The organism is Nonomuraea sp. NBC_00507 (assembly GCF_036013525.1).
Taxonomy (GTDB): domain Bacteria; phylum Actinomycetota; class Actinomycetes; order Streptosporangiales; family Streptosporangiaceae; genus Nonomuraea.
Genome location: NZ_CP107853.1, coordinates 7,476,504 through 7,494,934 on the forward strand (window position 1 = coordinate 7,476,504; position 18,431 = coordinate 7,494,934).

14 protein-coding genes are annotated in these 18,431 nt (G+C 71.3%); 8 read left to right on the forward strand and 6 right to left on the reverse strand.

Going from position 1 to position 18,431, the window contains the following annotated elements; genetic code table 11:
• The first annotated feature begins 14 nt into the window (after positions 1 to 14).
• Genes OHA25_RS35855 through OHA25_RS35865 form a run of 3 tightly spaced genes read left to right on the forward strand, consistent with a single transcriptional unit; the run spans position 15 to position 5,218 of the window.
• On the forward strand, positions 15 to 1,583 hold the full coding sequence (locus OHA25_RS35855) for an extracellular solute-binding protein (RefSeq protein WP_327581343.1): 1,569 nt from the start codon (positions 15 to 17) through the stop codon (positions 1,581 to 1,583).
• Positions 1,584 to 1,616: 33 nt separating this feature from the next.
• Positions 1,617 to 4,508, forward strand: coding sequence for a hypothetical protein (locus OHA25_RS35860; RefSeq protein ID WP_327581344.1), 2,892 nt, complete (start codon positions 1,617 to 1,619; stop codon positions 4,506 to 4,508).
• Between the two features lie 5 nt (positions 4,509 to 4,513).
• Complete coding sequence (locus OHA25_RS35865; protein ID WP_327581345.1) at positions 4,514 to 5,218, forward strand: alpha/beta fold hydrolase; 705 nt, start codon at positions 4,514 to 4,516, stop codon at positions 5,216 to 5,218.
• A gap of 9 nt (positions 5,219 to 5,227) precedes the next feature.
• On the opposite strand, the gene OHA25_RS35870 is transcribed toward OHA25_RS35865, so the two are convergent.
• Complete coding sequence (locus tag OHA25_RS35870; protein WP_327581346.1) at positions 5,228 to 6,592, reverse strand: mannitol dehydrogenase family protein; 1,365 nt, start codon at positions 6,590 to 6,592, stop codon at positions 5,228 to 5,230.
• A gap of 142 nt (positions 6,593 to 6,734) precedes the next feature.
• Here OHA25_RS35870 and OHA25_RS35875 point away from each other — a divergent pair, with 142 nt between their 5' ends.
• The 3 genes from OHA25_RS35875 to OHA25_RS35885 all read left to right on the forward strand — a co-directional run bounded on the left by OHA25_RS35875 (position 6,735) and on the right by OHA25_RS35885 (position 10,407).
• Positions 6,735 to 8,903 (forward strand): amylo-alpha-1,6-glucosidase, encoded by a 2,169-nt coding sequence (locus tag OHA25_RS35875; RefSeq protein WP_327581347.1) that lies wholly within the window; start codon positions 6,735 to 6,737, stop codon positions 8,901 to 8,903.
• Positions 8,900 to 10,018: a glycosyltransferase family 4 protein gene (locus OHA25_RS35880; protein ID WP_327581348.1), complete on the forward strand. Its 1,119-nt coding sequence runs from the start codon at positions 8,900 to 8,902 to the stop codon at positions 10,016 to 10,018. Before OHA25_RS35875 ends, OHA25_RS35880 begins: the two co-directional genes overlap by 4 nt.
• A 113-nt stretch (positions 10,019 to 10,131) precedes the next feature.
• A complete protein-coding gene (locus OHA25_RS35885) occupies positions 10,132 to 10,407 on the forward strand; it encodes a sigma factor (protein WP_327581349.1) in 276 nt (91 codons plus the stop codon).
• Here OHA25_RS35885 and tnpA read toward each other — a convergent pair.
• Positions 10,359 to 10,760: an IS200/IS605 family transposase gene (gene tnpA / locus OHA25_RS35890; protein ID WP_327581350.1), complete on the reverse strand. Its 402-nt coding sequence runs from the start codon at positions 10,758 to 10,760 to the stop codon at positions 10,359 to 10,361. The two genes, OHA25_RS35885 and tnpA, sit on opposite strands and share 49 nt — an antisense overlap.
• 24 nt (positions 10,761 to 10,784) lie before the next feature.
• Between tnpA and OHA25_RS35895 the strand changes: the two genes are divergently transcribed.
• Positions 10,785 to 12,101: an RNA-guided endonuclease InsQ/TnpB family protein gene (locus tag OHA25_RS35895; protein ID WP_327581351.1), complete on the forward strand. Its 1,317-nt coding sequence runs from the start codon at positions 10,785 to 10,787 to the stop codon at positions 12,099 to 12,101.
• 108 nt (positions 12,102 to 12,209) lie between these two features.
• On the opposite strand, the gene OHA25_RS35900 is transcribed toward OHA25_RS35895, so the two are convergent.
• Together OHA25_RS35900 and OHA25_RS35905 are read right to left on the reverse strand one after the other, a co-directional pair.
• Positions 12,210 to 12,812, reverse strand: a complete 603-nt coding sequence (locus OHA25_RS35900) for a response regulator transcription factor (RefSeq protein ID WP_327581352.1) — start codon at positions 12,810 to 12,812, stop codon at positions 12,210 to 12,212.
• Positions 12,809 to 14,065: a sensor histidine kinase gene (locus OHA25_RS35905; protein WP_327581353.1), complete on the reverse strand. Its 1,257-nt coding sequence runs from the start codon at positions 14,063 to 14,065 to the stop codon at positions 12,809 to 12,811. Before OHA25_RS35905 ends, OHA25_RS35900 begins: the two co-directional genes overlap by 4 nt.
• Positions 14,066 to 14,255: 190 nt before the next feature.
• Here OHA25_RS35905 and OHA25_RS35910 point away from each other — a divergent pair, with 190 nt between their 5' ends.
• Positions 14,256 to 14,834, forward strand: coding sequence for a hypothetical protein (locus OHA25_RS35910; protein ID WP_327581354.1), 579 nt, complete (start codon positions 14,256 to 14,258; stop codon positions 14,832 to 14,834).
• 17 nt (positions 14,835 to 14,851) lie between these two features.
• On the opposite strand, the gene OHA25_RS35915 is transcribed toward OHA25_RS35910, so the two are convergent.
• Both OHA25_RS35915 and OHA25_RS35920 read right to left on the reverse strand, forming a co-directional pair.
• Positions 14,852 to 15,538, reverse strand: a complete 687-nt coding sequence (locus OHA25_RS35915) for a hypothetical protein (protein ID WP_327581355.1) — start codon at positions 15,536 to 15,538, stop codon at positions 14,852 to 14,854.
• 138 nt (positions 15,539 to 15,676) lie between these two features.
• The gene (locus OHA25_RS35920) at positions 15,677 to 18,400 is read right to left on the reverse strand and encodes a SpoIIE family protein phosphatase (protein WP_327581356.1); all 2,724 of its coding nucleotides are present in this window, start codon (positions 18,398 to 18,400) and stop codon (positions 15,677 to 15,679) included.
• Positions 18,401 to 18,431: the final 31 nt, after the last annotated feature.

The following is an 18,431-nucleotide window of genomic DNA, read 5'->3' on the forward strand; positions in this document are numbered from 1 at the left end:
TTTCAGGAGTTACCGTGTCCAACCCCATGATGTCGCGGCGCGGCCTGCTGGCCGCCGGCGGCGGTCTGTCCGTCGCCGCCTTCCTCTCCGCCTGCTCCAGCGGCTCCTCGCAGCCCCAGGCGAGTGGCGGTGCGAGCAGCGCCGCGCTCACGCTGAGCATGCTGCTGCCCGGCGACGTGCCGGTCGGCTGGGACCCCGTCCTGGCGGAAGTCAACAAGAAGCTTCAGGCGGACCTGGGCTTCACCATCAAGCCACAGTTCATTCCGTGGACCAGCTACGGTCAGCAGGCGCTGCTGAAGTTCACCGCCGGGGAGAAGTTCGACACGGCGCTGCAGGCGCGCTGGCTCAACATGACGCAGCTCGCGGCCAGTGGCTCGATCGTCGACCTGAGCAGCCTGCTGTCCAGCGGCAAGTACCCCAACCTGACCGCCACGATCGACCCGAAGATCATCGAGCTGAACCGGTGGAGCGGCAAGCTCTACGGCGTGCCCCAGATCAACTCGGTCGCGCGTTTCCACCACTTCAGCATCCGCCAGGACCTGGCCGAGAAGCTCGGCATGAGCGACATCACGGACTTCGCCGGGCTGGAGAAGTTCTGGTACGACGTCAAGCAGAAGAACAAGGACATCATCCCGATCGGGGTCAGCTCCCGTATGCCCAAGCTGATGGTGGCGTGGAACCCGGTCGGCTGGCTCAACCCCTACATGTGGGACAACCCGAACGTGAGCATCGCCTCCTTCACGGGCGACTCGTTCAACTTCGTCCTGGCCGCCGACGGTAAGACGACCGGCTCGTCCAACCCGATCCCGTGGTGGGAGGCCCCGGGAATGGTGGACGCGCTGCGCCTGATCCGGAAGTACTACCAGGACGGTCTGATCAACAAGAACGCCCTCACCCTGGACTCCAAGGCGCTGGACTCGCAGTTCAAGGCCGGCCGCGTCGCCACCGGCTGGGCCATGACCGACGGCCTGTCCTCCACGGCCCTGCCCGAGCTGACCAAGAACGTGCCGGGCGCGATGCTCGCCAACGTGATGCCGCTCAAGGGCGGCGAGAGCGCCAAGCCGTACCAGACCTTCCAGAGCGACAACTTCGTCGTGCTCAACGCCAAGGGCCAGAGCAACGAGAAGGCCATGCAGCTGCAGGACTGGGTGTCGATCAAGGAAAACCACGACCTGCTCAACTACGGCCTCCCCGGCAAGGACTGGAACGCCATCGGCGACGACAAGTACGAGAAGGTCTCCACGTACACCTTCCCCGGCTTCGCTCTCGCCTGGCGGGCCAAGCTGGAGCGCCGGATCAAGGACATGACCGAGTCCGAGACCAAGTGGTTCGACTGGGCGCAGAACATCGACAACTTCACCGTCGACCCGTACGCAAGCTTCGTCCCCGACCCCGAGCCGGTGAAGCGGGAGAACACCCAGGTCACCGCCGCCCTCACGCAGTTCGCCAACCCGCTGTTCATCGGCGCCGTGGACGTCGACCAGGGCCTGGACAAGCTGAAGAAGGCCCTCGACAGGGCGGGCCTGGCCAAGCTCCAGGCGGAGATGGCCAAGCAGGCCGACGCCTACCTCAAGGGCCAGTAAGAGCCGGCACGCCGGGAAAGGAACGCACCCCCCATGAAGCCCGAACTGTCCCGGCGTGCCCTGCTCCGCGCGAGCGGCGCCGGAGCCGCGGCCGCCGCGAGCTGGAGCCTGCTGTCCGGGCCCGCGGCGGCCGCCACCTCCCGCCCTGGCCGGCCGCTGGACGAGGTGATCTTCGGCGACGCGGCGTCGGAGGCCGCCCACGCGGTCACCCCTGCGGGGTCCGACGTGGTGGCAGGGGCGCTCGGCCAGAGCGCCCGCGTGCTCAACCCCCAGACGCCCGCGAGCGCCTGGGGCGGCACCGTCGCCTGCACCGTCACGTGTGTGCCTGACGGCACCACGTACATCACCGTCAAACTCTGGGGCGGCGACCGCGCCCCGACCGAGGCCGACCAGTCCCGGCTGCAGCTCTTCTGCGAGGGCGAGCAGGTCGGCCACTACCACCTGGGCGCGGTCGACCCGCTGGACATCCTCAGCCTGGACGCGCACGCGCCGGGCCGCTTCCATTACCACACCCTGCCGTTACCCGAGGCGATGACCAAGGACAAGGAGCAGGTCACGCTGGAGATCCGGGCGATGGGCCGGGTCTGGGGCTACGGCCAGAACGCCGCCGAGTTCTACCGCACGCTGAACAAGCCGACCCGCCCCTTCTACCGGATCTTCACGCACAAGGAGCCGTACTTCCCCGGAGACGGCATCCAGGGCCCCGCGCCCGAGGCGCCCGTCCGGCCCGAGCCGGGACCCGAGGTCCTGGAGACGATCAAGGCCCGGGTGGTCAGAGAGCACCGCACCTGGCTGGGCGGCAGCGCCGCCTCGATGGACTCCTGGGCCTACCTGAGTCTGGCCGAGGGCTACTTCTACCCCGGCAGCCCCGCCTACCAGAACCCCGAGGCCATCGATCAGGTGCTGGCCGCGATCGACGCCCGCTACACCAAGTGGCTCACCGACCCGACCGTGCTGACGGCCTCCGACCAGCAGTGGGAGGGCTTCGGCAAGGTGGGCCACGTGCTGGTCCTGCTCAAGGACGTGCTCGGCGACCGCCTGGAACGGAAGATCGGGGCCAGGGCCGTGGGCGCGCCCAACCCCGGCTTCGAGCGCGGCGGCACGGCTCCGGCCGGCTGGACGAGCGCCCGATGGGCCGGCACCGCCACCTGGCTCTGGGACGACGCCGTCACACACGGCGGCTCCCGCTCGGTCAAGGTCGCCGCCGACGCGGGGGCCGTTGCCGGGTGGAGCACCTCGCAGAACCGTACGCTGATCGGCCAGGGCAAGCACCGCTACAGCGTCTGGGTCAGGACCGAGAACGTCGCCGCCCCGGGCGCGTACCTCAACGTGCTCTTCTACGACCCGTCCGGGAAGATCGTCGGCACCGACCAGAGGGTCTTCGCGCCCACCGGCACCAACGACTGGACCCAGATCACCACCGAGCTGACCACCCCGGCCACCGCCGTCGAGCTCCGGCTGGACGTGCGGGTCCACGGCGGCGGCACCGCCTGGTTCGACGACGTCGAGGTCACCCCGCTGGCCGGGGTGACCGAGCCGGACCAGGGAGACCTGCCGGTCCGGCGGGACGCCTACACGAAGATGATGACCGAGTCCATCGCGTACTGGCGCCGGCACATGCCGCACTACAGCAACCAGGTGCAGATCTGCGCGCTCGGCATCTACCGCTGCAACCGCGGCCTGATGCTGATAGATCCGGACACGGCGCCGCTGGCGGAGGAGAAGGCCCGCGACTACATCCACCAGGCCGTCGGGCTCAAGCCCTTCCTCGGCAGGGAGGACGCCTCCGGCACGCCGAGCAAGCCGCTGGGCGAGCACTTCTACCAGGCCACGCGCAAGGGGCTGACCAAGGAGCTGGGGTACGTCGGCAGCTACGGCGAGGTCACCTGCTGGCTGGTGCTGCTGTATGAGGCGGTCACCCGCTTCGACGGGGTCAAGGATCCCGAGCTGGAGGCCCAGCTGGTCAAGATGATCAACGCGCGGGCGGTGTTCCGCTACCCCGAGGTCGACAACGACGGCTACCGCACCATGCGCCTGGAGGCGGCGGTCGGCTGGCGCGACGACCACTATCCGGGCGTCGTCACCTACGCCCAGCGGGTGGACTGGGACGGCCACCCGCTCATGGCCTCCGCGGTCTTCGACGATCCCGCCCTGGTGGGCCGCGGCCAGCGCATGGTCGCCGACAACCAGTTCTTCGGCGGTCTCGACCTGCTTCAGACGCACTCCTGGTCGCGGGTCGGGGTGGTCGCCCTGCGCCTGCTCGCGCGGGACTGGCCCGCCTTCACCGCCCGTACGGCGCGGCCGCAGGCCTTCCCCATGGACTGGGACGCGCCCTCCTTCGTCTTCGCCGACGAGGAGAATGGCGTCGTCGCCATCAAGAACGGCCAGGAGATCCTCTACGCCTGCCTCTACTGGCGGGCCAGGCAGGCCGTGAACAACCTGGCCCGCGTCCACCACATCACCCCCGACACCCACCGGGTCGCCACGCTCCGCCAGCAGTGCTCCGTCACCCCGACCGGCGAGATCTGGACCGAGCAGGACTGGGTCTGCTTCAATTTCGCCATCAACGACCCGGCCGCCTCCCACATCCCGCCCGGCGGCTTCCCGCCGCCCGGCCCCGAGCTGCACCAGGCCTTCGCCGGCGAGGTGCTCAAAGTCGGGCCGCACCCTGCCGACGTGCCCGACCCGGCGCTCGGCGTGGACTTTCCCGGCGTCGAGAAGCTCTTCGTGGGCAAGGCGCAGTTCTACCGCTGCTCCTACGGCCGCTACCTGATCGGGATGAACACCGACGGCGAGCGCACCCGCCGCCTCTACACCACCGGTCCCGGCACGGCCCGCGACCTGGGCACCGGCCGACAGGTCAGGCTCGGCGGCTCGATCGAGGTCGAGCCGCTCAGCACCGTGGTCCTGTACCTGGAGGACTGACGCCGATGAGAGTGCACGTCCAGACGCGCGGGTCCGCCGGCCCGCCGCTGCTCCTGGTGCACGGATGGGGCGGCGACCACCGCGTGTGGGACGCGCTCGACTTCGGCGAGCGCCGGGTGATCGCCGTGGACCTGCGCGGCCACGGCAGGTCCCCGGCGCCGGCGACCGGTTACACCCCCGCCGACCTGGCCGGCGATCTGCTGCCGTGGATCGAGGAGCCCGTGGTGGCCGTCGGGCACTCCATGGGCGGCCAGGTGGTCACCGCGCTGGCGGTCGAGCACCCTTCGGCGGTCCGCGCGATGGTCGTGGTCGCCCCGGCCTACGGGGCGGACGAGGCCGAGGAGCGGCTCATCCCCGGCCGCCTGGCCGCGCTGCGGGCCGACGGCGCCGGCGCGGCGTCGCGGCAGCTCGGGCCGCTGCCCGCGCCGGTGGCCGAGCAGCTGCTGGCCACGCCGGGGCACGTGCTGGCCGAGTGCTACGCCGGCATGTACACGCTGCCGGGGGCCTTCGGGGTGCGCCGGGAGTCCGAACGGTATCTGGCCAGGCGGGTCTGCCCGGTGCTCGCCGTCCACAACGTGCCGGAGGCGGCGCGCTGGGAGGCGGGGTTGCCGGCGCATCCGCGCTCCACGACCGTCGTGTGGCCGGAGGCCGGGCATTTCCTGCACCTGGAGCAGCCCGCGAGATTCGCCGACCTGGTGTTGTCCTGGTGAGCCGCCCGCTCAGACGTCGACCCGCCCGGCACGCAGGGCGGGGAGATGGGCGGCGACCGCCGCGGTGAGGTCCGCCCGCTCGGCGAGGTCGGGGGCGCCGGTCAGGCGCAGCAGCCGCGCCACCACCTCGCCCGGGCCCGCCGCACCCCGGTGGCAGCCGGCCAGCGCCTGCGCCTGAGGATCGGTCATGCCGAACCTCAGGCCGTCGGGGCCGGTGGCGTTCACCCAGGCGGCCAGCGACAGTTCGAGCATGGGCGCGGACCGCAGGGCGCGCAGCGGATGGAACCAGCGTTCGGGGATCTTCGCGGAGCCGTCCGAGCCGATCTGCCGCAGCAGGTGGCGCAGCTCGGGGTTGCGGAAGCGCTCGACCAGCCGGTCGACGTAAACGGCCGCCTCGGGTGCCGGACCCGGCAGCGTCGCGGCGACCTCCGCGCCGTAGGCGCGCACGAACCGTTCTCCCCACCCGGTCTCCAGCACCTCCGCGACCGTGCGGCAGCCGGCCGCGGACCCGAGGTAGGCCATAGCGGAGTGCACCCCGTTGAGCAGACGCAGCTTGCGCAGCTGGTAGGGCGTGACGTCGGCGACGAAGACCGCGCCGCCGAGCTCCCACGGCGGGCGCGTCGCGGCGAAGCGGTCCTCCAGCACCCACTGCCGGTACGGCTCGCCCAGCACCGGCACGGCGTCGCGCAGCCCCAGGGCCGCCGAGACCTCCCACTGATCGCCGGGGGTGGTGGCGGGCACGATCCGGTCGACGACCGTGTCGGGGAAGGCGACCGAGGCCGCCATCCAGTCGAGCAGCCGCTCGCGGTCCGGCCAGGGGGACGCGGCGACGAAGTCGCGCACCACCGTGGCCAGCGCCCGGCCGTTGCCGGCCATGTTGTCGCAGGAGACGACGCTGATCGGGGCGCCGCCGTGCCGGTAGCGCCCGGCCAGTCCGCCGGCGAGCCGGCCGACGACGTCCGCGCGGCGGTGGTACGCCTTTTCCGTGACGGTCAGCGTTACGACCGGGACCTCCTCCGAACGGAGCAGGTCCCGCAGCCGCGCGCCGTCCCCGCGCATCAGCAGCGCCTCGACGATCGCACCGGCCACCCGCGGACGCAGCGCGCCGGGCGCCCGGTCGGTCACCGTGTACAAGCAGTCCTGCGCGCGCATCGCCTCGACCGTGGCCGCCGAGCGAGGGGCGACGGCCGCGATGCCCCACGGCTCGCCCGAGCGGGCCGCGGCCTCCTCGGTGTAGAGGGCCTGGTGCGCCCGGTGGAACGCGCCGAGACCGACGTGCACGATACGCGGCCGCAGCAGGCGCGGATCGATGCGGGGCCGCCGCGCCTCATCGACGCGGTCCAAGGTGGCCAGGCTGAGCTCGGCGTAGCCCATGTACTCCTGAATACCAAAACTTCGGCACGGTCATGCCGAGGGGCGTCGCGGCCGCGCCCAGCCGGTCGGATCCCCAGGTCATGGCGTCAGGCGGCATGCAGCGGGCATGTACCGGGGTGGGGGACAGCGAGGGGGCACGTCCATGAGCGCGTGGACTTTCGAGGGGCAACCGGAGGCGTTGGGAGAGACGATCACGCTGGTGGAGGGCGGTTCGTTCTGCCTGTGCCAGCGTGGCGGCGACATCATCCACGGCGCCGCGCAGGGTGTCTACTATGCCGACACCCGGCTGTTGTCGCGGTGGGTGCTGAAGGTGGACGACTATCCCGTGGAGCCGCTGCAGACGATCTCGGCCGCGCCGTACCACGCCACGTTCGTGGGCAAGGCGCGGCCGCGGCCGGGCACCGTGGAGAGCACGTTGCTGGTCGTGCGAGACCGCTACGTCGGCGGCGGGCTGCGCGAGGACCTGGTGCTGCGCAACATGTCGGAGGAGCCGGCGGGGTGCGTGGTGACCGTCCAGGTGGGCGCGGACGTGGCCGACCTGTTCGAGGTGAAGGCCGAACGGGTCCGGCCGGTCCCCGATGTGGAGATGACCCCCACCGAGTCGGGGCTGGAGGTGCTGTCGGCCAGCCGGGCGCGGGGCGCGCGGATCGCGGTCGAGCCGCCGGGCACGCCGGTGGTGGCGACGCCGGGGCTGCTCACTTTCCAGGTGGTGGTTCCCCCTCGTGCGGAGTGGCGGACGAAGCTCGTGGTCAATCCGATCATCGAGGGGGTGGAGACCTCCGCGTGGTTCCCCGCGGACCACTCCATCGAGCATGCCGAGCCGGCCCGTCGCCTGGCCGCGTGGACCCGCGAGAGCCCGGTCCTGACCAGCACCAACGCCGACCTCGTCCAGGTCATGCGCCGCTCCAGGCAGGACCTGGGCAGCCTGCGGCTGTTCGACCGGCACCATCCGCAGGAGCCGCCCGCGATCGCCGCCGGGGCGCCGTGGTTCATGACCTTGTTCGGCCGCGACTCGCTGCTGACCTCCTGGATGTCGCTGCCGCTCGACCAGTCGATGGCGCTGGGCACGATGCGGCGGCTGGCCCGGCTGCAGGGCACCAAGGTCGATCCCCTCTCCGAGGAGGAGCCGGGGAAGATCCTGCACGAGCTGCGCTACGGCGTGCAGGACGGCGCGTCCCCGTACGGCGGTCAGGCCTACTACGGCTCGGTCGACGCGACGCCCTTGTTCGTCATGCTGCTCGGCGAGCTGCGCCGGTGGGGCCTGCACGCCGAGGCCGTCGAGGAACTGCTGCCCCATGCCGATGCCGCGCTGACCTGGATCGAGGAGTACGGCGGGCCCGACGGACTCCTGTGGTACCGCCGCAAGACCGACCGCGGGCTGATCAACCAGGGGTGGAAGGACTCCTTCGACGGCATCACCTTCAGCGACGGGGGCATCGCCCGCCCGCCCATCGCCCTGGCCGAAGCGCAGGGGTACGTCTACGCCGCCTACCTCGCGCGCGCTCATTTCGCCCATGAGCAGGGCGACGAGGCGATGGAACGACGCTGCGTGGAGCGGGCCATGGCGATCAGGCGAGCCTTCAACGAGCGCTTCTGGCTTCCGGACGCCGGCTACTACGCGATGGGCCTGGACGGCCGGGGGCGGCCCATCGACGGCCTCGGCTCCAACATGGGCCACTGCCTGTGGAGCGGCATCGTGGACGAGGCCAGGGCGGCCTCCGTGGCGGAGCATCTGCTGTCGGATGAGATGTTCACCGGCTACGGGGTGCGCACCCTGGCCACGTCGATGGGGGCCTACAACCCGATGAGCTACCACAACGGCTCGGTGTGGCCCCACGACAACGCGATCATCGCGGCCGGGCTGATGCGGTACGGCTTCATCGAGGAGGCCCAGCGGATCGCGATGGGGTTGCTGGCTGTCGGGCAGGCGTTCGGCGGCCGGTTGCCGGAGCTGTTCTGCGGGTTCGACCGGGCAGAGTTCTTCGAGCCCATCCCGTACCCGACGTCCTGCTCGCCGCAGGCCTGGGCCGCCGCCGCGCCCATCCACCTGCTGCGTACCCTGCTGCGGCTGGACCCCTGGGTGCCGTACGGGAAGATCTGGATCGTCCCGGCGCTGCCGGACGGCTTCGGTGAGCTCGAGATCAGGGACCTGCCCGTGGCAGGCGCCCGGCTCACCGTCAGCGTCGGAAGGGACGGGCGGACGGCCGTCGTGTCGGGCGTGCCGGAGGGCATCGAACTGCTCACCGAACCCCGCCCGCCCACCAGCGGCGCCGGCGTGGCCGATCGCACCTACGGGCTGGCGACGCCATGACCGCCGCCGACGGGCGCCTGGAGAGGGCCCAGCAGAGGCGGCGGCCGGGTGGCCGGCTGCGCATCACCATGATCGCCCCGCCCTGGCAGGACGTGCCGCCCCGGGCGTACGGCGGCATCGAGGAGATGCTGGCCGGCCTGATCGGCGGGCTGGACCGGCGCGGTCACGAGGTCACCCTCATCGGCGCCGGCCACACCACCGCGCCGGCGAGGTTCCTGCCCACCTACGCGCGGCCGCCGTCCGAGCGGATCGGCGACCCGCTGCCCGAGCTGCTGCACGCCGCCCGCGCCCGGCGGCTGCTGGCCGGACTGGACGCCGACATCGTGCACGATCACTCGCTGGCCGGTCCCCTGACCGCGGCCTGCCGCGCCGTGCCGACCGTCGTCACCTGCCACGGCCCCGCGGACGGCGAGCTGGGAGAGTGCTACCGGGAGCTGGGCGCCGACATCTCCCTGGTGGCCATTTCCGAGGCTCAGCGCCGGCACGCGCCCGACCTCGGCTGGGTCGCCACCGTCCACAACGCGCTCGACGTCGACACCTACCCCTTCCAGCCCGGCAAGGAGGAGTGGGTGTTGTGGCTGGGCAGGTTCCACCCGTACAAGGGCGCCCATCTCGCCATCGACGCCGCCCGCGCGGCGGGCCGGCGCATCATCCTGGCCGGCAAGCTCACCGAGCCCGCCGAACACGCCTGCTTCGACGCCTACGTCCGGCCCCGGCTCGGCCCTGACGCCACCTACGTCGGCGAGGCCGACGCCGCCCGCAAACGCGAGCTGCTCGCCGCCGCCCGCTGCCTGCTGTTCCCCATCCAATGGGAGGAGCCGTTCGGCATGGTGCTCATCGAGGCGATGGCCTGCGGCACGCCCGTCGTGGCGCTCGGCAGAGGCGCGGTGCCGGAGGTCGTGGCCGACGGCCGCACCGGCTACGTCCTGCAGACCGTCGCCGAGCTGCCCGAGGCGATCGAGTCGATCGAGCGCATCGACCCGCACGCGTGCAGGAAGCACGTGGAGCAGTGCTTCAGCGCCGAGATCATGGCCGCGGCCTACGAACAGGTCTACCGGCAGGTCCTGCGGTCCGGCCCCGCCCCGGCCCCGGGGGGAGTCGTCAGCGTTTCCTGACGGCGAAGGCGTTTCCCGCGGATGAGATCCAGGTCACTTTTTCCACCGCGGATGTCACATATCGACCCCTCTGCGGGCTCAAGGCAGCAGTCACACAGAGAGGGGCGCCGGTGATGCCCGATGCCACCCAGGTGTTCGCCGACCATCGTGAGCTGCTGTTCTCCATCGTCTACAACATGCTCGGCAGCGTCGCCGACACCGAGGACGTGCTGCAGGAGACCTGGCTGTCCTGGTCGTCGGCGAGCCGGGAGCGCGTCGACCACCCGCGTGCCTACCTGGTGCGCATCGCCGTCAACCAGGCTCTCGCCCAGCAGTCGGCCCTGCGCCGGCGCCGCGAGACCTACGTGCGGACGGTGACCTCGTTCGCGTCGCCGGTCGAGCCCGCGTAGTAGGAGCGGGACCAGAAGTGGCCGCCCCACAGGTGTGTGCGGACGTGAGCGCCGTATTCCTGGCGGAGGTAGCGGGCCGAGACGCCTTTGAGGGAGTTGACGAGGGAGGACAGAGCGACCTTGGGCGGGTAGCGGACCAGGAGATGGACGTGGTCGTGTGCGCCGTTGAAGTCGGTCAGCTCGCAGTCGAACTTCTCGCACACCTCTTTCATGATCTGTTCGCAGCGCTTCAGCATGGGGCTGGTGAGTGCGTCCCGCCGATATTTCGTGACAAACACCAAATGCGCGGACAGGTCGTGTACGCAGTGACGTCCTGTTCTGATGTCGGGGTTCGGTTCCCATCGCGGTGACATACATCAAACGATAGAATGAGCCGCGTGGAGCAGGAGAAACGCAACCGCGCTCATGTCACCCGCCTGGAGTTGGACCAGCGGCAGAGCGCCGTCTTGGACGGCCAGGCGCACAACGCGCGCCTACTGTGGAACCTGCTGCACGAGTTCTTCACCTTCCGGCAGGGCCGGTTCGCCTCCCTGGCCCAGTGCGATGAGGCCATCCGGGTCGCCCGCAAAGAGATCGACTGGCTCAACGACCTGCCCGCGCAGGCGGCGCAGGCCGTGCTGAAGACCTACCGGCAGGCGTGGGCGAACTACTTCAACCCCGACCACCCGGCCGGGCGCCCCACGTTCAAGAGCCGGTTCCGCTCCCGGATGGCCGTCGATGTCCCCCAGGCGCGGGATCTGAACATCACCCGGATCAACCGGCGGTGGGGCGCGGTCAGCATCCCCAAACTCGGCCGTGTCCGCTTCCGGTGGACCAAGGACCTGCCGGGGGTCACGAAGGGCGGCCCGGACGGGAAGATCACCGGGGCGCGGTTGGTGAAGGAGGCAGGCGGGTGGCACATCGTGTTCCGGATCCAGACCGAGCAGCCGGTGCCGGCCCCGCATCCGGGGCCGCACACCGCGATCGACCGGGGCATCGCCGTGCCCTTGGCACTGTCCACCGGAGAGAAGATCTTCCACCGTAACCAGTGGCTGACCGGCGGAGAACAGCAACGCCTGCTCCGCCTCGAACGCAAAGCCGCCCGCCAGAAACGAGCAGCGAAACCCGGACAGCGCACCAGCAACCGGCTGAAGACAACCTACGACCAGATCGCCCGCCTGCGCGCCAAAGCCAAGCGCCGGGCCATCGACTGGCAGCACCAGACCACCGCCGAACTCACCGACCGGTTCAGCGTCATCGTGCTCGAAGACCTCAAGGTCACGAACATGATGGCGAGCGCCTCCGGCACCCGCGAACAGCCGGGCAGGAACGTCGCCCAAAAACGCGGCCTGAACCGGGCTATCGCCACCGAGGCATGGGCGCGCACCGCCGAGTTCCTCACCTACAAGGCCACCGACAAGGGCGGAAAGGTCGTCTACATCCCGGCGCCGGGCACCAGCCAGGAATGCCACGCCTGCCACACGATCATCGAAGGCTCCCGCGAGAGTCAGTCCCGGTTCGTGTGCAGGAATCCAGCATGCGGGTGGATCGGCAACGCCGACGTCAACGCCGCCCGCACCCAGTTGCATCGGTACAACTCAGCCGCCGGACGGGCGGTCACCGGACGTGGAGGCCCTGCCGTATTGGGGCCGGTGAAGCGTCAAGCACCTCATGGCGGGCCCACCCGCACCACCCCGCACGGGGTGGCGCCGTAGCGGCCATGAGAATCCTCCCCATTCATGCGGAGGAGCACGTCAAACCGTCAGCAATCCCGACAAGCTGACAAGCTCGCCCACGTCCCCGAAAGGTCCGCCGAATGATCATCAGATCCAGCCTTCCTCCCAGGCCCGGTGGGCGGCCGCGTGGCGGGAGCTGACGCCGAGCTTGGCCATGGCCGCCGACAGGTAGTTGCGTACCGTGCCCGGCGCCAGATGGACCTGGGCGGCGATCTCCCTGACCGAGGCGCCCGTCCGTGAGGCCCGCAGCACCTCCAGCTCCCGGTCGCTGAGCGGGCAGTCGTCCTCGGTCAGCGCGGAGGCGGCGATGTCGGGATCGACGTACCGTCGTCCGGCCGCGACGTCACGGATGATCTCCGCGAGCCTGGTGGCAGGTGTGGTCTTGGGCACGAACCCGCTCACCCCCGCCGCCAGCGCGCGGCGCAACACTCCCGGCCGGGCGTGCCGCGTGACCAGGATGATCTTGATGGGGGACTCCGCCCTGATCTCCTCGGCGGCCCGCAGGCCGTCGGCGGGCGGCATCTCCAGGTCCAGCACGGCGATGTCGGGCTGGTGCGCGCGGGCCAGGCGCACGGCGTCGGTGGAGGTGGCCGCCTCAGCGGCCACGGTCAGGTCCTCCTCCAGCTCCAGCAGCGCCGCCAGGGCGCCCCTGATCAGGTCCTCGTCGTCGGCGATCAGCAGCCGGATCATCGTGCCCCCACCGGCAGGGTGGCGGTCACGACGAAGTCGTCGCCGTCATGCCGCCAGGTCAGCTCGCCGCCCGCGGCCCGCAGCCGCTCAGCGAGGGTAGGGAGGCCGGTGCCCAGACCAGGACCGGCGTCTCCATCGACGCCGGCCCTGGCCCCGCCGCCGATGCCCGGACCGGGGCTGGTGCCCGGACCGGGCGCGCCGTCGTTGCCGATCCGGAGGCAGGCCAGGCCGCCGGTGATCCGGTAGGCGATCTCCGCGTGCCGGGCACGGCTGTGGCGCAGCACGTTGGTGGTGGCCTCCCGCATCACCAGGCCCAGCAGATGCCTGCTCGGCTCGGGAAGGGGGTGAGAGGCGGCGGCGGGGTCGAGCTCCATCCGGGCGTCGATGCCGGCCGCGGCGAGCACTCCGGTCGCGTTCGCGATCTCCTCCTCCAGCGTGACCCGGCGGTAACCCTGGACGACGGCGCGGGTGTCCCGCAGCGCGTCCGTCGCCAGCCGCCGCACCTGCGTCATCTCCTCGGCCGCCCGGGCCGGGTCGGCCGGCGCCAGCCGGGCCGCCAGCTCGCTCTTGAGCGCGATCACCTGCAGGTGGTGGCCTTGGATGTCGTGCAGGTCGGCGGCGAAGCGCAGCCGCTCGTCCTTGACCGCCAGCTCCGCCGACAACCGGCGGGCCGCGTTCAGCCGCTCCGCGACGTCCCACGCCCACAACATGCCGAGCATGACCCAGCCGGTGAAGACGACCAGCCCGGCCGGGAACGCCGCCGCGAACACGACCGCGTGCTCCGAGACCGCGGCCGTGACCCCGCCGAGGACCGCCGCGACCGCCGCCGCCGTGGCGATCAGCAGCCACCGGCGCCGAGCCGGCAGGAACATCGCGACGATGGAGACCATCATCGCCGGGCCGAACGACCACAGCCCGTAGTCCCGCAGGGCGAGCAGGATCCCGCCCAGCACCACCGCGCCCGCGCCCCCGGCCACCAGCCACCGCACCGGCGGCCGCCCGGCCGGGTCCGCGCCGCCCGGGTCGAGGTCGGCCCGGGGGAGGCGGCGGCTGATCGACACCGCGATGGCCGGCAATGCGACCGTCAGGGCGCCCACGGCGGCGAGCCGGGCCGCGACCGGCACCGTCGGGTCCGTGATCCGGCTCCTGACGCTGAAGACCAGGAAGAACGCGGTGACGCCGAAGAGACTCCACCACGTGTAGCGCCGGAAGTTGGTCAGCCCTGTCCCGGGATCGACCGGCAGGTCACGCACGGGGCCATTGTCGCAGCAATCCACCGCGCAGGCCCGCCGCCGCCGTACCCCGACCCGCTGATGACAAATGTCACGCGATCGTGTGACACGTCCACGCGTGGACGTGCGGTTTCGGCGCTACCGAAGGGGTGCACGCGTCGGCGAGCCTGGAGGTCGTCCATACCTCACCCCCGTATCAAGGAGGCCTTCCATGGAAGCCGCCACCACCGATCCCACCCCCAGGCGCTGGATCGGCGTACTCAAGGGCCGCTGGCCGACCGCGGTCGCCATCGGGCTGACGTTCCTGTCGTTGAGCAGCGGCAGCGGCCTGAGCGAGGAGGTGGAGAACCTCGCGCAGGCCCTGCCCGCCCTGCCGCTGCTGTATCTCGTCGTCGCCAAGCTGCGCAGGCCCGAGCTGTCGTGGCCGCTGCTGGGCGTGGGCATGGTGATCATCGTCGGGGCGCGGCTGCTGGATCTGATCGCGCCCTCCACGGTCCTGCTCGCCCTGGCGCTGCTCGTGCTGGTCTGGGGCGCGATCGACGGGCATCTGCGCCAGCCCGGCGAATTCAGGCTCCAGGCGATCGGCATGATCGGGTTCGGCGCACTGGCGCTGGCCGGGCTGGTCGTCGAGCCGGAGGCAGGCCGTTACGTGGTGGCGGCGGGATGGTTGCTGCACGGCGTATGGGACTTCGTGCACCTGCGCCGTGGCACGGTGGTGGCCCGCTCCTACGCCGAGTGGTGCGGCGTGCTCGACGTGCTGATCGGGCTCGAGTTGATCTTCCTGGTGTGACGCGTGACGCTCAGCGATCAGGAGGTCGTCGTGGGCGAGGAACTCGGAGAGGAGCTCGGCGAGGAGCTCGGCGAGGGGGAGGAGGTCGGCGGCTGGCCGGGCCGGTGGTCGCCGTGCCAGCGGCCGCCCTTGCCGCGCCAGCCCTGCCCGTCGCGCAAGGCCGCCTCATGGATGGCGACGGCCGTGGCCGTGGCGCCGTCCACCTTGGCGGTGACCATGACCTTCTCCCCGGTCGTCACCGCGTCGATGCCCTCGCTGCCGCGGTTGATCCGGGTGTCTGCGTTGACCACGTACTCCTTGGTGTACCCGTCCTCGCTCTTGACCGTGATCGAGTCCTGGTCGACGGCCGTGACGTCGCCGAACTGGGAGGCGACGGTCACGTATGCGCCCGTGCCGTCCTTCACGACGTACTCGCCGTGAAGGGGCATACCGCCGAAGCCCATCTTGCGGCCCCAGCCCCGCTCGCGTCCCGGTGCCTGGTCGGACGGCGTACCGGACGGGCTCGCCGACGGTGCGGCAGTGCCAGTGGCCGTGGGTGTCGGCGAGGGCGACGGCGAGAAGGCCGCCGCGGCGGCGACGCCGGCGCCCGCGACGAGGACGACCGCGGTGGTGCCGGCGAGCAGCAGGGAACGGGGGAAGCGGCGCCTGGGCGGCTCGTTCCCCAGGGTTTCCGCGGTGCTGAATCCGTCCGGCTCAGAGCTCATGGTGTTCCTCCCCGATAGGTATGCAATGCGATAACCGTGCATCAAGCCACCTAAGACCGCCGTAAATGCCGTTCGTCCCCAGATGTGTACTCTCCGTGCGGAACGGCGCACCCATCGCCGGAGGACCGTCATGGGCCGCTAATCGTCAAGCGGGTCGTAGAGGTCCAGGTCGCTGTGCTCGGTGAGCAGGGCGGGCGCGGTGGCCTTCAGAGGCTGTTCGGTCCAGATGCATTTGCCGGTGGCGGTGTAGCGGGTGCCCCAGCGGTGGGAGATGGCGGACACCAGCTGGAGTCCCCGTCCGCCCTCGTCGGTTTCGGCGGCGCGGCGGATGCGGGGGGTGGTGAGGCTGCCGTCGGAGACCTCGCAGGTGAGGACGTCGCTGCGCAGCAGGCGAAGCTGGATGGGGCCCTTGGCGTGCCGGACGACGTTGCCGACCAGCTCGCTGGCCAGCAGCTCCGTGGTCGTCGACAGGGCGTCCAGGTTCCAGGCGCTGAGCTGGGCCCGGACGTGTTCGCGGGCCTGGCGCGCGGCCTTGGGGTGCTCGGGCAGCGGCCAGGAGGCCATGTCGTCGCCCGGCAGGGCGTGGGTGCGCGCGATCAGCAGGGCGGCGTCGTCGTTGGTCCCGTCCGTGGGCAGCAGGGTGGTGGTGAGCCTGTCGCACAGGGCTTCGAGGCATGCGGCACAGCGAAGCCCCGTCACGGCCGGAGCGGCGGCATGATCGCGGTGCGGGCACGCCGTCCCGGGCAGCGCCTCGCGGACGGCGCTGGTGAGGGCCTTGGCGAGATGAGCCATGCCCTGGTCGATGTCGAGAGTGGAGGATTCGACCAGGCCGTCGGTGTACAGCACCAGCAGACTGCCGTCGGGCAGGTCCAGCTCCACGGTGTCGAAGGGCGGGGTGGCGGCGCCGAGGGGCGAGTTCGGGTCGGCGTCGGGGAAGTGCACGCTGCCGTCCGGGTGGACGACGGCGGGCGGGGGGTGGCCGGCGCGGGTGAGGACGCAGCCGCGGGTGGTGGGGTCGTAGACCAGGTACAGGCAGGTGGCGTAGAAGTCGTCGCCAAGGTCGCTGACCAGGTCGTTGAGGTGGGTGAGCAGGTCGTCGGGAGGCAGTTCGAGGTCGGCGAGGGTACGGACGGCGGTGCGCAGGCGGCCCATGGTGACCGCCTCCGACACGCCGTGCCCCATGACGTCGCCGATGACGATGGCGACCCGGTCCGCCGACAGCGGGATGACGTCGTACCAGTCGCCGCCCACCTCCATTTCCGTGCCGGCGGGTAGGTAGCGGGCCGCGGCGGTGACCGCGGGCAGCGGCGGCAGCTCGCGCGGGAGCAGGCCGCGCTGCAGTTCCTTGGCGCGCGTGTGCTCCCTGTCGTACAGGCGGGCCCGTTCCATGGCCTGGGCGACCAGCCCGCTGAGCGCGGTGAGCAGGTTGCGCTCCTCGCCGGTGAACAGGCGCGGCTCGGCGAAGGAGACGACACAGCTGCCCACCGGGCGTCCCGAGGCGATCAGCGGCAGGAAGGCCCACGCCTTCTTGCCTCCCTCCGCGGGCAGGCCGGCCGTCTTCGGGTAGCGCTCGATGTACTCCTCGACCGAGGTGATGAACTGCGGGCTACGCTGACGCAGAACCTCCGCGATCGGGAGTCCCGAGCCGGCCGGTATCCGGGAGATCCGCTCGATGAACTCCGCGGAGTACCCGGTGAACCCGACCGGCCGCAGGTGGTCGCCCTCCCGGAAGGCGAGCATCAGTCCGGCGGCGCCGAACGACGGCAGGATGTGATCGGCGGTGGCGTCCACCACGTCCTGCACCGTGACCGCCTCGGCCAGCGCCCTGGTCAACTGGCTGATGCGGGAGGCCCGCTCGGTGGCCGCGCGCTCGGCGTTGTGCGCCTGCGGACCGGTGACCGTCCCCAGTGCCTCGTGTGTCCGGGTGACGTCCCACAGGGTGCCGGCCATGCGTGCCGGTTCACCGTTCTCATCGACGACCAATCGGCCGCGGACCCGTACCCAGCCGGTCGTCCCGTCCGGGCGGCACACCCGATATTCGGTGCTGTACATCCGTCCCAGGCGGATCGCCTCGTCGATGTCGGCCAGCACCCACGGCAGATCGTCGGGGTGGACGGCGCCCAACCAGGTCTCGATCCGGCTGTCGAAGGTGTCCGGAGCGATGCCGAACGCGGTGAGCGTCGCGTCGTTCCAGACGACGTCACCGGTCCGGATGTCCCAGTCCCAGCTGCCGACCGCCGGCAGCTCCTGCGGGAGATGCGAGCCAGGGGGCTGTTCCTGGCTCCCCGGGAGGCTCGAAGCAGGCGGAGGTCCGGAGGGCTTGCTCAGGCGTTCGCCGGCCCATCGGCCCAGCATGTCGAGAAAGGCTCGTTGCCCGGCCGACGGCTCCTGCGAGGAGAGCGTCACGACCGACAACGTGCCGACCGGCCGGCCCGGGCCGAGCAGCGGGACCGCCGCCATCGCCGTACCGGCCGGCCACGCCCGGGACTCGCCCGCCGTCGCGTCAGGTTCGCGCATGCCAGGGACGAGGTTCGCCAAGGGCGCCCAGACGAACGCACTGTCCCGGAACGCGCGTGCCGGGGCGAGCGGGCCGCTTCCGTCAATGCGCTCCCATTCCTGGGCGAAGGCCGGAGGCAGGCCGCTGGTCACCACCAGGCGCAGCCCGCCGCCGAGGCCGGGACGGCCCAGGTGCACCATGCCGCCCAGTCCGGCAAGATCGGCCACCGCCTGCTGGATCGCGAACCGCAGGAGCTCGATCCCCCATAGATCGTCACCCACCTCGGACAGCAGCCGTTGCCGCTCCTCCCAGATCCGGCCCGCCCCCGTGAACCGCGGACCGGGCGCATGCTGGTCGTCGCCCATCCCCATCCCCTGCCCTTCACCACGTCGCCAG